We start from the raw sequence: 15,218 nt of genomic DNA, 5'->3' as shown, positions 1-15,218 counted from the left end.
TGGGCTGTTTCGTAAGCTGGGCTGTTCAGGCAGTTGCCAGCGACGGTTTCAGTCCCGCCGGTATGCAGCAAGGCGGCTGGTAAAAACCCGTGTGAAATCGGCCAGCGTGCAGCTTCCATCCGTTCCGGACTGACAGGCGCGCAGGGGCAGGATGTCAGGCTGAACCGTGATGGCCTGTTCCGTGCGGAGCGCATCAAGCCCCTGATGGAAGATGACCGCGCGCACCCGCTGCTGTCCATCGGGCATGCGCCATGTCTCGAACCCCAGCGTGGTGTCGGGGCCGGTCGGATCGGGCATGTCGGCAAAGGACCAGTCCAGGCCGAAGATCGCCGCCAGCATATCCAGCGTGCTGTCATGGCCTGCAAACAGGACAACCGGCGTGCTGGCCGCAATCATGTCGCCATCGGGTTCGCGCACGGCATTACCTGCCACCAGTTCCGTTATCATGCCCGCCAGTATGTGCCCGCGTGGAAAGGCCAGTGCAGGCAGGCGGCGCATCAGGCGGCTGGCATGGTTATGGGCGGGCATGAGGGTATCGATCATGTGACGGATGTCCGGCTGCCCCCACCCGATCGCGTCATCGGGCATGCTCTGCGCGTATTCCAGCAGCATGTCCTCCGCCACGTCGGCGGATTGTGACAGGCCACCGGACAGTTTGGGTGCATTTTTGTGCCATGTGGCCCTGTCCGGTCCGGTGAAGCAGGGCGCGCCCATGGCGCATCCGCCGGGCTGGACTACGGCCTGTGCGGTGGCCTGCGCCTGCCGTACGTCGGCGGGACGGCTGTCACGGTCGTGCGCCAGTGCGGTGGACAGGTCGGTCATGATCGTCTGCTGCAATGCGGGTGTATCGTATGCATGCAGGTCATTGAAAATCGGGTCGTGCGTGCCCGCGGGCAGGCTGTCGGTAGCGACCGGGCAGCCAGGCGTCAGGGCGTGACCCATGATGTCGCCGGTCTGCAGCGTGCGCTGGTCCGTCGCATCCGACCAGACCGCGACTGCCCCCGCCCTGCATCCCTGCGTGGGTAGTACGCCGGCCTGCCGGTAATACTGGCCCAGTGCCGCCCCCATCAGGGACAGGTTGCGCCTGCCGTGGTCCGTCAGGTCGCCGGGGGCGACGGGCCATGTCTGCCAGCGCCGGTGTGTGCGCGCGTCCAGTTCCGCAATGGGGTGGGTGGGGCTGCGTATGCCGTGGCGTGCGACCAGCACCACGCGTTCCATGACGGGCCCGGTCGTCGGAACTGGCGGCGTGGGGGCTGCCGCCTGCGTGCCCGCGACCGGCAGCACGATGCATGTCAGGATGGCAAGATGCAGGGGCAGGCAGGACATGCAGGCGCAACCTGTGCTGGGGGCAGGGAATATCTCCCTGCATGACAGGAACAGGCCTGTTCTGCTAGTATGACAGGCCAGAAAAACGGCCCTGCCTGCTGGGGGCAGGAAACCGCCTGACGCATGGTACATTCCTGTTGGACGGGCATACAGTCAGGGAGAACCGGTGGATGATGTATCATCCGGCGCAGACGCTGGAGCATACGGGCGTGCTGGCATTTGCAAGGCGGCACTGGTGGATGTGCATGGCCCTGCCTGTCCTGCTGTGCGTGCTGGGCGGTTTCGCGGTGTACCTGAACCGGGACAGCCAGAGCGACGTGAACTTCGCCAGGCATAACATCCTGATGAAGCATTCACAGGAAGAGGCGGCCTACGCCAGGCAGCTTGCGGAATATGACGCGACGATCATACGCGACCGCCGTGTTTTCCTGGACATTACCCGTGCCGAATTCGCCCGTATCGCGCCACCGGCACAGATGGCGTGGCTTTTGCAGGAATATCGCAAATTCGATATCAGCCGCGTCAAGGTCTATGACGGGCATGAAACACGTCCCTTTGTTCCCGCGCCCTGTTCGGTGCCGTTGTGTTTCGTTCCGATCTTTGTCGAGGAACTGCATGATGATCCCGTGCACCATACCAAATACATACAGGTTGGTGCGCTGGAGGATATGTCGCGCACGCTGATTGTCGATGCCGAGCAGTTCTGGCGCCTGCGCAAGCTGGTCATTCATGTGGACGCCATTCTGTTCGCGGACCGGCGCCAGCAGATCGCCGATTTTGAAAAGGCGATGCAACTGCGTGCCTCGCTGGATGTCCTGCGTATGTCGGGGCAGCAGGTTCATTAAAGGTTTTCACCGGTTTTCGTCTGTACAGCGCCGGTTTTTCAGGAGTGAGAATGGTCGTTTCCGTCACGCATGCAACATCGCAGCATCCTACCACGCCAGTGATACCGGTTATCCTGTCCGGCGGCAGCGGCAGCCGGTTGTGGCCCGTCTCGCGCAGTTCGTACCCCAAGCAGTTCTGGCCGCTGGTCTCCCGGCGGACAATGGTGCAGGAAACCGCCCTGCGCAGCCAGGGACCGGGCTTTGCCGACCCGATTATCGTCTGCAACAACGAACATCGCTTCGCCATGGCCGAACAGCTGAAGGAAGTCGGCATTACCGCGCCGCGCATCCTGCTGGAACCGGTTGGCCGCAACTCCGCCCCCGCCATTGCCGCGGCGGCCCTGCTGGCGGCGGAAACCGATCCCGACGCCGTGCTGTGGGTCATGGCGGCTGATGCCGCGATCCAGAAACCCGAAAATGTCGCGTCCGCGCTGGATATTGCGGTCAGGGTGGCGCGCGCGGGGCGCATCGTGACATTCGGCATGACGCCAACCCGGGCGGAAACGGGGTATGGCTATATCGAAAAGGGCGCCCCGCTGGCCGGGTATGATGGTGCCTACAGCGTTGCGCGTTTCGTGGAAAAACCCGATGCTGCGAATGCCACGCGCATGCTGCAGTCAGGGCAGTTCCTGTGGAATTCGGGCATGTTCGTATTCACGGCCCGCACCATGCTGCAGGAAATGGAAAAATACGAACCCGCCATCCTGACTGCCGTGCGGCAGGCCGTGCAGGACCGCAGGTCGGATATCGATTTCGAACGGCTGGATGCGACAGCCTTCGCCAGTTCGCCCGATATTTCCATTGATTACGCGGTGGCCGAGCGCACGGGCCTCATGACCGTCATTCCCGGTGATTTCGGCTGGTCCGATGTGGGAAGCTGGGACGCGTTGTGGGAACTTGGCCCCAGGGACGGTCATGGCAACGTGACCATTGGCGATGTCGCGGTGTTCAATACATCAAACAGCTATGTGCGTACCGATGGCATCCTGACTGCGGTAACCGGGGTGGAAGATCTGCTGGTGGTGGTCAATGATGATGCGGTGCTGGTGACGCACCGTGACCACGCGCAGGACGTAAAGGCCATTGTCTCGCAACTGAAGAAGGATGGCCGCAAGGAAGCGACCACCCACAGCCGCTGCTACCGCCCATGGGGGTTTTATGAGACCCTGATTGTCGGCAACCGTTTCCAGGTCAAGCGGATCGTGGTGGAACCGGGGGAAAAGCTGTCGCTGCAGAAACACTATCACCGTGCCGAACACTGGGTGGTGGTGGAAGGTACGGCGCAGGTCACGCGTAATGAGGAAACGATCCTCGTGCGGGAAAACGAAAGTGTCTACCTGCCGCTCGGGGCCGTACACAGGCTGGAAAATCCCGGTCGCATTCCCCTGACGCTGATCGAGGTCCAGTCCGGCCCCTATCTGGGGGAAGATGACATTGTCCGGCTGGAAGACGCCTATAGCCGTTCCTGATCCGCTGTCGCGTTACGGCACGATCATATGCAGGGCATGGAGTGGCTGCGGCCATTCCATGCCCTTTGTTATTTCATGGCGCAGGAAACGCGACAGGACAGGCAGGATAATTTCATAAATCCTTCATAAAACTGTCATGGACATATCATTGTTATTTGTTTCGGCAGTTTTTTAATGTCCGCCCATGTCTGAGACATAGCCAGACACGTCTGTCTTCTTCATGTCGGAGAACATGAGTATTATGTATTTTCCTGCTCGAATGCTTACATGTGCCCTGTTGGCGACCGCGCTGCCGGTTATGGCGCATGCCGCGGATATTACAGGTGCCGGCTCCAGCTTCGCCGCGCCCATTTACGGGGCATGGGGGGCTGACGGGCGCAGTGCTGCTGGCGTCAACCTGAATTACCAGACCGTAGGCTCCAGCGCCGGGCAGAACCAGATTCTGGCAGGCACGGTTGATTTTGGCGCGTCCGATGTGCCCATGGATCGCCAGAAACTGGAAAACGCCCACCTGTTCCAGTTTCCGACCGTCATGGGCGGCATCGTGCCGGTCATTAACCTGCCGGGTGTTGCCGCCAACCAGATCCAGCTTGACGGCCCGACGCTGGCTGCCATTTACCGTGGCGAGATCGAGCAGTGGAATGATCCGAAGATTGCAGCCCTCAACCCCGGCATGAAGCTGCCTGATACCCCCGTCGCGACCGTGCACCGTGCGGACGGGTCTGGCACGACGGCGGTTTTCACCGGCTATCTGGCCCGTGTTTCCCCTGAATGGCGTGAAGGGCAGGGTGCTGGCGCATCCATTTCATGGCCCGGCGGGATCGGCGCGCGCGGCAATGATGGCGTGGCTGCGTCCGTGCGTAATACCGAAGGGGCGATCGGTTATGTCGAATATGCCTTTGCCGCCAACGCGCACATGACGACCGTCAAGCTGAAGAACCACAGCGGCGCCTATGTCGCGCCGGGCATGGACAGCTTCAGCCGCGCGGCGGAAGCCGCGGACTGGAAGGATGCATCGCATTTCGCCGTTGACCTGCTGGACACCACCGGGCCGGGCGCATGGCCGATTGTCTCCCCCACCTATGTGCTGGTGCCGGTACCGACGGGCAAGACGGACCATGGCCCGGCGGTGCGCAAGTTCTTTGGCTATGCACTGAAGAACGGGGATGCGGCGGCGCTGCGTCTGGATTACGTGCCGGTGCCCGCGAATGTGAAAACCGACATCCTGCAGCAGTGGGACAGCGCAAAATAATATAACCATCAAGTAATAACATATAAGTAACAACATCAAGAAGCCGTCCGGTTCCCGGGCGGCTTCTTTGTATTCCGGGCTGTCATAAATCCTTCATAAAACTGTATTCGAAACATAACACACAAGATTGTGCGCCCATTCTAAATGAACTCACCCTTCATTACGGAATGATTAATATGATCCGCCGGTCTGCTGTTTCTCTGTTGCTTGGTTCATCTGCCCTGTGGGGCGCATCCTCCTTCCATCAGGCTCATGCAGCATCCGCGTCGGATGCCCAGCAGATACAGGCCCTGCAGCGTGAGATGCAGGAAATGCGCCGGGAAATGTCCGGTCAGATCAGCGTGCTGCGCCAGCGCCTGGTCCGTGCCGAATCCCGCAATACCCCCGCTGCCAACGCGGCACAGGCCCGTCGGGTTGCAGCAAGCAAGGGCCAGCCGCTGCCCGAAAGCTACGCACGCGATATCCATATCGGTGGCGATAGCGGCATGGGTGGCGGAATGGGCAGCAGCCTGGGCAGCGCCATGCAGAAGGCTGATCTGGGCACGCCGCCGTCCGACCGTGGTGTCTCCTCCTCCTGGGCGTCGTTCCGTGCGGCGACGGAAAAGGAAGAAGCCGTGCACATGGGGGGCATGGTTGTGGGCTTCCCCGGTGGGCGTCCCACCATCTCGTCTGAAGACGGGATGTATGCCATGTCCATCGGCCTGGCCTTCCATGAAGATATTGGTGGCTTCATGGGCATGTCTCCGCGTCGTGGGGAAAGCAAGGGCGATTACGAAGGCCTGACTGAAAACGCCCGCCGCCTGCGTATCCCCATCTCGTTCCGGTACAAGAACTGGATTGCGAACATCACCCCGGATTTCGGGTCGTCCAATGCAGATGGTTCGGCCACGCTGTATGAAGCGAACCTGAACTATGCCGGCTTCCATAACACAGTCATCACCGCAGGTTATTTCCAGCCGCGCGTGACGGAAGAAGATTCCGAAAGCTCGAACGAATTCGAGATGATGGAACGTCCCGCCATTACCGATATCGTCCGTAACATCGCCGCCGGTGACGCCCGTATGAGCGTGGGCGCCCTGCATTATGGCAAGCGCTGGTGGATTGCGGGTTACCTGACGGGGCAGAGCTACGGCAAGCGTGCCGCCGGGTATGACAGCCAGACGGGTGGCACCTTCCGTGTCGCGGGCCGCCCCTATGTGTCCAAGGACATAGATGTGCATGTCGGCGTGTCGGCGATCAGCGCCTTCAAGGTCGCGCAGGCGACGGCATCTGACGACCGTTCGGCGACATTTGCCGAACAGCCGGAAGTTGACCTGACCACCACCAAGCTGCTGAGTGCAACCGTTGGCAACGTGGGCAGCATCTGGTCGGCAGGTCCGGAACTGGGCTTCCGCTGGAAGCGGCTGGTGCTGAAGGGTGAATACTATAATATCGGGGTCACGCGCGGAAACAATTCCAGCGGCAGTGCCGCCGAGCAGGGCACGGTCAACTTTACCGGTTACTATGGTGCGGCCAACTACACCATTTTCGGCAAGCCGCGTTCCTATAACATCAAGGAAGGCGCATTTGCGGCGCCCGGCGTGGATCATGCCTTTGATCCCGCACATGGGTACTGGGGCGCGCTGGAAGTTTCCGCGCGTTACAGCGTGACCGACCTGAACAGCAACCTGAACTCGGCCAACGCCATCCGCGGTGGCCAGCAGACGGTCTGGTCGGCCGGGCTGAACTGGTATCCCAACCGTCACTTCCGCTTCATGCTTGACTTCAACCACTTCATCGTCAGCGATGATAACAAGGCAAGCAGCGGCAGCACCTCGCTTTATGACATCATGGGCCGTCACGGTAACTCTGTCGCCGGACGTATCCAGGCAGCGTTCTAAAATGCTTTCCATCATTTCATGATGTCATGCCTGCCAGTGTCATACAGATATTGGCAGGCTGCTTTTTCATAATGCCCGTTTTTTGTTCAGCAATAAGTTATTAAATAAAAAAATTATAATAATAAGTAATTAATGTGGGGAATTGAACAATGGATATTTCTGCACAGACAGGGCCGTCCTCCTTTCTTGTCATGGGGGACATCGCCAGGAAGGGTCCCGTCATCCGGCCTTCTGATCTGGGGGAATGTCTTTTCGATCTTTTTCATGCAGATCCGGAACTGATGCTGGTTGCGGTTGTGGGTGAGGATGATGTGCCTGTCGGTCTGGTTGAGCGACAGGCTTTTTTTCTGAAAGTGTCAGGTAAATTCGGTCATTCCCTGTTTAATCGCCGCCCTGTTTCATTACTGATGGACACAGCCCCGGTCCTGATCGACGCCGGGGTTCTGGCATCTGATTTTACCGCCCGGACCCTGATGGGTCAGGCAGACGACCTCCTGCGCGGCTATATCGTGACCGATAACGGACGCTATCGCGGGACGGGGTCCGTTCTGGACCTGATGAACGCGTCCCATTCCCATGCGGTCGCGTCCGCCGCCCGCCTGGAGCAGGCGGCGGAAGACCTGCGCCGGGCCAATAAAAGAATATTACGCGACAAGCTGTTCATAGACACGATTGTAGAAAACATTCCGTCTGCCCTGGTTGTCCGGTCCGTGCGGCATGAACACCTCGTGCTGGTCAATCGTGCGGCCGAGGACATGATGGGATGCCGGCGTGACCTGCTGATTGAAAAGGATACCGCGCAGGTCTTTGGCACGGACGAAATCGGTCACCTGCTGGTCAGTCGTCCGGCGGAAGGGCAGCAGGGCGTGCGCGAACAGGTCCTGTGTAATCAGCATGGGGACCCGCGCGCCATTGCCACCCGCCATGTCATGATTGCGGATGAACGCGGGGGCGCGCGCTGGGAACTGTGCGTGGCTGATGATGTCACGGAACAGCGTACTGCCCAGCAGCAGGTTGAGCGGCTTGCGCATTATGATCCCCTGACCGGCCTTGCCAATCGTGCGCTGTTCAGTTCCCGTCTGGATGCGGTCTGTACTGCCGGACAGGATGCGACATTACTGTGTATCGACCTGGATTACTTCAAGACGGTCAATGACGTGTATGGCCATGCGGCGGGGGATGCACTGTTGCGGCTGGTGGCGGAGCGGCTGCGGGCATGCAGTCGGCCCGAGGATCTGGTGGCGCGGCTGGGTGGTGATGAATTCGCCATTATCTGGCCCACTGTGCCCGCACAGGCGGAACTGACGGGACGGGCGCGCGAAATTGTCGAAACCGTCAGCCGTCCCTACATTATTGACGGCCACCATATTGTCATTGGCGCCAGTGTGGGCTCGGCGTTGTACCCACAGGATGCCGATAATGCGGATACCCTACTGCAATATGCCGATATTGCGCTGTATCGCGCCAAGTCACAGGGGCGCAATGGATTCCAGTTCTTCGATGCCGCCCTGCGTGATGAAATCCAGACACGCGCGCGTCTGGGCAATGAACTGCGCACGGCCATTGCCAGCAGCGGCCTGACCCTGCATTTCCAGCCCCTGTATTCAATGCCGGCCAACCGTATCAGCGCATGTGAAGCCCTGGTGCGCTGGCACCATCCCACGCACGGCATGGTTCCCCCGGACCAGTTTGTGGGCCTGGCGGAAGAAAACGGGCTGATTCATGATCTGGGGGAATGGGTCCTGCGGGCTGCCTGCCAGGAAGCGGCGGACTGGCCCGAACAGGTCAAGATCGCGGTGAACGTGTCCCCCATCCAGTTGCGGAACCCGCGTTTCCTCAGCATTGTCGAAGGGGCGCTGGCCTGTTCCGGACTTGCGCCGCATCGGCTGGAAATCGAGATTACAGAAAACATTTTTGTCCAGAACAGCGCCGCCAACCGCCATATCCTGCAACAGCTGGGGCGTATCGGGTGCAGTATCGTGCTGGATGATTTTGGTACGGGGTATTCTTCGCTGGGGTACCTGCGGTCCTTCCAGTTCCAGAAAATCAAGATCGACCGTTCCTTCGTGCAGGAACTGCCCGAACGCAGCGCGTCAGGCATCATTCAGGCCATTATCAGCCTGGCGCAGAGCATGGATATTCCCATCACGGCGGAAGGCGTGGAAACACATGACCAGTGGGCGCACCTCAATGATCTTGGATGCAATCAGGTTCAGGGCTTCCTGCTTGGCCGCCCCCAGCCTTCGGATGTGATCCGGCAGTCCATCCTGTCCTATGCCTGATTGCCGGGTGTCCCGTTTTCTGGGCGCGTCAGGCAGCGCCGCCCTTTTCGGAAAAAGGCGGCGCCTGCAGACAGCAGCCGGCTTTTCAGCAACAGCGGGCCGGCACCCTTTCCTTACAGGATGGCCATAGGCATGTCCGTGACCATGCCTGTCTTCAGCAGGGTGGACAGTTTGCCCAGCGCCTCCCCCCGGTCCACGGATTTGCCATAGGGCATGTTGGGTCTCAGCCGTTCTTCCAGCCGTGCGACAGATCCCCGTCGCGGCCACGGACGGCGCAGCAGTTCCTCCACCAGTTCAGGATAGCGCCATGGAATGTCGATCCAGGCGGAGGCATTCTTCATCGTATCGGGATCGGTGCGCAGGATCTGCGGGAACAGGGCGATCAGGGTGCGTTCATGCAGTTCCATCGCGGCGGCGGGCATGGCCACCTGCGCCCTGCCGCGCACATGCTGCAGCAGGCGGCGGATCAGGGTATTGCCACCATGGCACAGATGGCCGATCTGGGTCAGGCGGGGATTCATTTCAATAAAATGATAGGTGCCGGTTTTTGCGCATCGTACAAAATCCAGGCCAAAAAAACCCGACAGCTTCAATGCCGCGCAGGTGACCCGTGCCGCGCGTTCCATATCGGCCGACTGTGTGATCTCGATCACCGTCGCAGCCCCCGTGCGTCCCTGATAGGACACGACATTGACCCCCAGCGTGCCGATCACTTCCCCTTCCCAGCAGGCCACCATGATATTGGCGGGCATGCCGGTGACATGCGCCTGCGCCATGACGGGCAGGGGATGCCGGGCCGTTGCATCCATGAAGGAATAGATGTCGCGATCCGCCAGCAGCACACGCAGCGCGCAGATCATGCGCACCGGCTGCGACAGGCGATGGAAACTGCTTTCGGCTTCCTGCTGCGTATCCGCGATCACCACGCCGGAGCCGCCCCAGCTCCGGTCGCGCTTGAGCACCCACGGGCCGGGCGTGGCCGCGCACCATCGCCTGACATCCTCCATGGTGGCGAGGTTGGCTGCGGCAGGGGTGGGAATGCCCTGCTCGCGCAAAACATCGATGAGCCGGAGCCGCGTCTGCGCATAGGCAAAGTATTCATGCCGCCCAAGGGATCTTTCGATGGTGTCACGGCATAACCGGCCCATGGCGGTTGTGGGATCAGCCTCGCTGAAGACCTGGTGCAGGGTCACAACGACCCGGTCATCCGCCGGGATGATCAGATCGGGGCGGAGCTGTGCAATGGCATTAGCCAGCGCTGCGGTCGGCGCGACATACGGATAGGTCTGTATGCTCCTGATCGCGCTCAGGCAGCGCAGGGGATGTCCGGCCGGGCAGATGGCATGGACCTCCACCCCGCTTTCCAGGAATTCCACCGCAGCGCGCGTGATGGCCGACCACCACACGGAGGAGACGATAAGAACCGTAAAATCGTTTTTCATGATCCGCAACTTTCCAGTTCGGGTCGGGCTTCAGGATGACGGCAGGGAAAATCAGGACGCGAAGGCGGCCTGCGGGACCGGGACCGGCACGGGTTGTCGGCCCAGTCGGGCGCTCAGGCGGCGCGCGGCAAAGCGCGCGCCCCAGGCAAAGCGTAAAAGGGGACCAAAGCTGCCCGCCGCCATGGGGCCGATGAAGTACAGGCCCGGCACGCTCGACTCAAAACTGCGCGACAGGGCGGGCATGTTCTCCTCGGTGCGGATGGCGCGCGCCAGCACGGGGTCGAGGAAGGGGATGCGCTGCATATCCACCCGGACGCCGGTGCCCAGGAACACATGGTCGACATCTACCGTGCGCGGGCGTTCGGCCTTTGTATCGCGAAAGACAAGATGGATGGCGTTATCGCGCATCTGCGCGGACTGCAGGTCGAGATTGAGCCAGATCGGCACCTGATCCCGGACAACCTGACCCGTTACCCATCCCGCCGCCGGGCCAAGATGGCCGCGTGTAATACGCAGGCGCAGGCGGGCGGGCAGCATGTGAAAGACATCGGGCAGGTCACAGGCCATGCGCGACCGCCACCCCGTCCCCAGACCGGAAACGGGCTTCTTGATCCGGGTCCACAGCAGCTTCAGCCCCGTTAATTTCCGTGGGGGATGGTTGATCCATATCTTGGGCCGGCGGGTGCAGATAAAGGTCTGCGCGCCAGCGTTATGCAGGAAGCAGGCCGTATCCACCGCTGATGACCCCGCGCCAATCACGGCGACCCGCTTGCCCGCAAAGCGGTCAAACGTGAGTTCGTCAAAGGTATGGCTGATCCGGTCGGCAGGCAGGTGGCGCGCGGCAGGGGGGGTGTAGGCGAAGTGTTCGATCCCGATCGCCATGACCACATTGCGCGCCAGGACACTTTCCCCATTGTCCAGATGAAGGACAAATCCATCCAGCGTGCGTGCCAGATGCGTGACCCGGCATGGCTGGAGATGCGGCACGTGGGTTTTCTGGAATTCTTCGCCGTATTCCCGGAAAACCTTGGCAGGAATGGGTTTGCCGATGGGGGCGTAGGGATATCCCCGTTCCTTGCAGAACCGTGCAAGGGTTGACCTGCGGGTGGGGTCAAACAGGTCCAGTGCGAACCCTTCTGCCTTCAGTCGCAGGGCGGCGGGGACATGATCGCGCCAGAACCCCATCGGGCGCCCGAAAATACGGAAGTTGACACCCCTGTCGCGCAGATGGGCTGCAAGGGAGAGACCATAGGGGCCAGCCCCTATAATGGCTACGTCGGTATTCATCAGAAATCCACCAGCCAGTAAGTGCAGAAATGGAACGGGGCCAGATAATGGCCACAAAGCGTCTGGTATTTATTTTCAGTATGGATGTAACACGCGCACGTTTCTTGTTTCTGGCCCATCAGGACCAGAAGTGTGAAAACGGACCTCATGCTCCGCCATATATTCACCATACATTTACCTTATCTCAGACAACAATCACAAAAAAAATAGGTATGGGCGTAAAGTTCAGGTCTGGTACAAATCACACACTTTCGACGGATTCCTGTGGCCTGAATCGGATTTTGAAACATTTTTTTGATTAACTGACTGTAGTCAGGGAACTTTTTGCGCTCTCATACTTTATATGAATTGAATATTTTCTGTTCGTTATGGGCAGGTCGTGCCTGTTTATGAATAGAAACACTTTGTTAAGATGGCTAGGATTGGAATAGGATCAATTCATAAATTGATCTTATCGATGCGAATTGTTTATTATTTTATTGAAATGCAGTCTGAATGAATATCTTCATTCATTATGTTTATGAATATATAAAATGAAACAGTAAACGGCAGAAAATTCTGCATGGAAAGAGAATTTGTAGTCCGTAGATTTAAGCTGTTTTTTATTCTTCCTACGGGGAATTTCGTAGAACGGATTGAAATATAAATTATAGAAAATCTGGATTTTTATGTATTCATGATATAATTAGTATAAGTTTATAATGTTAAAATATGACTTATATAATTAATTACAAATTAATGTTATGATATGGATGAAATGGAAGTCCGTATATTGATAAGGTTTCCGTCGTAAAAGTATTCGATATGGTGATGACAACAGGCTGTAATATATCGCAGTGTTTCATTGTGGCAGGCCTGTTTTCGATGGAATGGCAATTCGTGCATAAATGCCAGCCAGACAGCATCCGGATGTCATGTCAGACATGCCTGAAAAGTAGTCGGCCATCTGCCATGTCTGCCGCGAATGGAACCCAAACGGCGGATGCATTCAACAGGCCGGCATGTCATCTGATAGGGGTCGTCCCCTGTCCGGGATGGGCTCCCGGACGGTTTCAGCTCTGGTTGACCATGCGGGGCAGCCATCGTCGTGCCACGAACGGGCAGATCCTGTCCGGGATCTGGTCGTCATGAGATTGGCAGGGATTTGTGGTGTCCGCGGCGGGATTCGAACCCACGGCCCCAGGATTCGTACCACTTCGGCTTTCACCGCCGCCATAGGAATATGGCGTTCGTGGTCTGGACTGTCCCTTCACCATAAACCGCATGCGGTTGACAGGTGCTGCCCATCCAGTCTCTACACCTTGCCGGAAAACCGGCCTTGGCTCGGGATTGGCACGGCATTTGCCAGAGCGTTCCCCGAATTTGAGCAGATCCGCCACGTGGTTTCCCGTCGTGACGCCCAATTGCAAACCAGGAATCCTGTGCTCTATCCGGCTGAGCTACGCGGACACACCCGGATTTTCTAACCGAGGCAGCCCAGCCCGGCAAGATGTTTCACGAAGGGAAGGGGGAATATTTTCCCTTAATGCCGTCTGCGCATCTGTTGCGCCTGCGCGCATAGCCGGGCGATATGGCGCAGGCACAGCACCACATCGGGGCTGCCGGTCTGTTTGCATGCCAGTTCCAGCGCCTGCGTGTCTTCCGCCGCGCGCAGCAGGGCGCTGGCGGACCATATCATCATGGCCTGACCGAAGCTGTCGGTGCGTTTGAAAAAAACGGGGGGACGCAGCTGCCGCATGGCGTCCGCCCGGCTTGCCCCGCCATCCACCGCAATCCGCGCCCGTCGCAGCCGGTGAATGTGCGACAGCAGCACGCGCGCCAAAGCGACCGGACTGCTGCCATCGGTGGTCAGCGCCCGTTCCGCGGCGGCATCCGCCCCCCTGCGGTCACCCGTCATGGCGGCAAAGGCCGCATCTTCCAGTGATACGCCCGCCGCGTCACCAATGCACGCGCGCACGTCCTCCATCCCCAGCCTGCCACCCGCACCGGCGAACAGGACCAGTTTTTCAACCTCGCTGCGTGTCGCCGCGCGGTCGGGCCCCGCGCGTTCCACCATCCACCCCAGCGCATCGGGGTCGATCCCTACATTCTGTGTCGATAGCATCTGCCGGATGGCGGCTTCCAGCGTCCGTCCCTCTTCGGGGTAACAGCCGATCACGCCGCACTGCCTGTCCTTTTCCGCAAAGGCACGCAACTTCGAACGCGACGCAAGGCCCAGCGCTTCCATAATTATCAGCGTATCGGATGACTGGTCCAGGCTGCGCTGCAATGGGGCAAGCAGGCTGTCACCCGCCTCGCGCAGCCAGACCACGCGTCGCCCTCCCGTCAGGGCAAGGGCGGTCGTCTCCTCTTCCAGCCGGTCATGGTCTTCGCGCCCCAGAATGGCGACCCGGAACGGATCGTGCAGATCCGCGCAGACCGCTTTCGCCGCGGTCGTGGCCCGTTCACGAATCAGCCCCGCGTCATCCCCGTGCAGGATAATGGCCCGCAGCGCACCCGGGGCCTGCAGGGTGGCGTTGACGGCGCGGGCATCGATCTTCACTCGTTCGCGCCCCCGCCGCCTATGCTGATGCCGGAGGAGGGGGATGTATCGACATCCGGGGCCATGGTGCCCGTACCGCTCCGGTTGCCGCTGGTGGATTGCGGCGTGCTGTCCATGGGGACGCTTTGGGTGGACAGGCTGCTGCCTTCGTTGTTTTCCTCGTTCAGCTGGGAATCTGTCCGGCCCGTCGCCAGCGCGGGCAGGCCATCGGCACCCGGCTGCTGGGATGGCATCTGGTTATTGGGGTTCACGATGCTGTTGGGATCGACATAGCGTGGCTGGTTCTGGTCCGCGACCGATCCGTCCACCGCCGGGCGGGCATGTGTGCGGAACCACGTCGCGACCTGCTGGGTGACCTGTTCGGCCATGTTCTTGGCGACGCGGGTCCGTACGGTTTCCAGGTTCAGCGTCAGGGCGAAATACTGTTCATATGTATTGTTGACCCCATCCACGACCGAGGCATCCCCCCCCGCCAGCATGCGTGGGTTGTCCCCCAGCGTATAGAGCTGCCAGTGGGCGAAGGCGGTGGTCCGTGTGCGGCCACTGGTATTGTCCGCGTGGATGTCCACCGCCTCGTTCATGATGTAGGTGCTGATGCGCAGTTCGTAACCGGTCGGGTCTTCCGGCCCCGCCCCGCCCAGATCCTGCTGCAGGAACTGGCGAAGCTGCTGACCGTACCGTTCCTGGATGACCGGTACGTACACCTGTTTCAGTTCCGCCACCACATTGGCCACGGTGGGTTTTCCATCCGCGCCAATATGGGTTCCCGTCGTCTTGTACATGGGCGAAAAGCCGCATCCCGCCACCATTAGCAGGATGCCCAGCAGGACAGGATGACGGACGGGATGCGCCAT

10 protein-coding genes are annotated in these 15,218 nt (G+C 59.7%); 5 read left to right on the top strand and 5 right to left on the bottom strand.

Annotation, left to right across the window (positions count from 1 at the left end; translation table 11 throughout):
- Positions 1 to 48: 48 nt before the first annotated feature.
- On the bottom strand, positions 49 to 1,326 hold the full coding sequence (locus B7449_RS12700) for a histidine-type phosphatase (RefSeq protein ID WP_199858350.1): 1,278 nt from the start codon (positions 1,324 to 1,326) through the stop codon (positions 49 to 51).
- Positions 1,327 to 1,496: 170 nt separating this feature from the next.
- On the opposite strand from B7449_RS12700, the gene B7449_RS12695 reads away from it, so the two are divergent.
- The 5 genes from B7449_RS12695 (at position 1,497) to B7449_RS12675 (ending at position 9,093) form a co-directional block, all read left to right on the top strand.
- On the top strand, positions 1,497 to 2,171 hold the full coding sequence (locus tag B7449_RS12695) for a hypothetical protein (RefSeq protein WP_039732672.1): 675 nt from the start codon (positions 1,497 to 1,499) through the stop codon (positions 2,169 to 2,171).
- 50 nt (positions 2,172 to 2,221) lie between these two features.
- Complete coding sequence (locus B7449_RS12690) at positions 2,222 to 3,679, top strand: mannose-1-phosphate guanylyltransferase/mannose-6-phosphate isomerase (protein WP_048883675.1); 1,458 nt, start codon at positions 2,222 to 2,224, stop codon at positions 3,677 to 3,679.
- Between the two features lie 259 nt (positions 3,680 to 3,938).
- Entirely contained in the window at positions 3,939 to 4,931 is a 993-nt protein-coding gene (gene pstS / locus B7449_RS12685) for a phosphate ABC transporter substrate-binding protein PstS (protein ID WP_039732673.1), read from the top strand.
- 176 nt (positions 4,932 to 5,107) lie between these two features.
- Positions 5,108 to 6,811: an OprO/OprP family phosphate-selective porin gene (locus B7449_RS12680; RefSeq protein WP_048883678.1), complete on the top strand. Its 1,704-nt coding sequence runs from the start codon at positions 5,108 to 5,110 to the stop codon at positions 6,809 to 6,811.
- Between the two features lie 149 nt (positions 6,812 to 6,960).
- The gene (locus B7449_RS12675) at positions 6,961 to 9,093 is read left to right on the top strand and encodes a putative bifunctional diguanylate cyclase/phosphodiesterase (protein WP_235721078.1); all 2,133 of its coding nucleotides are present in this window, start codon (positions 6,961 to 6,963) and stop codon (positions 9,091 to 9,093) included.
- A gap of 113 nt (positions 9,094 to 9,206) precedes the next feature.
- On the opposite strand, the gene B7449_RS12670 is transcribed toward B7449_RS12675, so the two are convergent.
- From B7449_RS12670 to B7449_RS12655, 4 genes are all read right to left on the bottom strand, one after another.
- Positions 9,207 to 10,535: an ATP-grasp domain-containing protein gene (locus B7449_RS12670; protein ID WP_039732675.1), complete on the bottom strand. Its 1,329-nt coding sequence runs from the start codon at positions 10,533 to 10,535 to the stop codon at positions 9,207 to 9,209.
- Between the two features lie 51 nt (positions 10,536 to 10,586).
- Complete coding sequence (locus tag B7449_RS12665) at positions 10,587 to 11,822, bottom strand: NAD(P)-binding domain-containing protein (RefSeq protein WP_082084861.1); 1,236 nt, start codon at positions 11,820 to 11,822, stop codon at positions 10,587 to 10,589.
- A 1,522-nt stretch (positions 11,823 to 13,344) separates the two neighbouring features.
- Positions 13,345 to 14,364 carry a DNA polymerase III subunit delta gene (gene holA / locus B7449_RS12660; protein ID WP_039732678.1) on the bottom strand — a complete coding sequence of 340 codons (1,020 nt, stop codon included), beginning with the start codon at positions 14,362 to 14,364 and terminating at the stop codon, positions 13,345 to 13,347.
- Positions 14,361 to 15,218, bottom strand: coding sequence for an LPS assembly lipoprotein LptE (locus tag B7449_RS12655; protein WP_039732679.1), 858 nt, complete (start codon positions 15,216 to 15,218; stop codon positions 14,361 to 14,363). The genes holA and B7449_RS12655 overlap by 4 nt, the downstream gene beginning before the upstream one ends.

Source organism: Komagataeibacter intermedius TF2 (genome assembly GCF_000964425.1).
GTDB lineage: Bacteria > Pseudomonadota > Alphaproteobacteria > Acetobacterales > Acetobacteraceae > Komagataeibacter > Komagataeibacter intermedius.
The sequence above is the reverse complement of the archived record's forward strand: the minus strand, read 5'-3'. Positions and strand labels throughout refer to the sequence as shown.

Excerpts from the sequence above, each read along its gene's own strand:
- B7449_RS12680 (WP_048883678.1), top strand. The coding sequence starts at position 5,108 with ATGATCCGCCGGTCTGCTGTTTCTCTGTTGCTTGGTTCATCTGCCCTG.
- B7449_RS12665 (WP_082084861.1), bottom strand. The coding sequence starts at position 11,822 with ATGAATACCGACGTAGCCATTATAGGGGCTGGCCCCTATGGTCTCTCC.
- B7449_RS12690 (WP_048883675.1), top strand. The coding sequence starts at position 2,222 with ATGGTCGTTTCCGTCACGCATGCAACATCGCAGCATCCTACCACGCCA.
- B7449_RS12670 (WP_039732675.1), bottom strand. The coding sequence starts at position 10,535 with ATGAAAAACGATTTTACGGTTCTTATCGTCTCCTCCGTGTGGTGGTCG.
- B7449_RS12655 (WP_039732679.1), bottom strand. The coding sequence starts at position 15,218 with ATGGCGCATCCCGTCCGTCATCCTGTCCTGCTGGGCATCCTGCTAATG.
- B7449_RS12700 (WP_199858350.1), bottom strand. The coding sequence starts at position 1,326 with ATGTCCTGCCTGCCCCTGCATCTTGCCATCCTGACATGCATCGTGCTG.
- pstS (WP_039732673.1), top strand. The coding sequence starts at position 3,939 with ATGCTTACATGTGCCCTGTTGGCGACCGCGCTGCCGGTTATGGCGCAT.
- B7449_RS12695 (WP_039732672.1), top strand. The coding sequence starts at position 1,497 with ATGATGTATCATCCGGCGCAGACGCTGGAGCATACGGGCGTGCTGGCA.
- B7449_RS12675 (WP_235721078.1), top strand. The coding sequence starts at position 6,961 with ATGGATATTTCTGCACAGACAGGGCCGTCCTCCTTTCTTGTCATGGGG.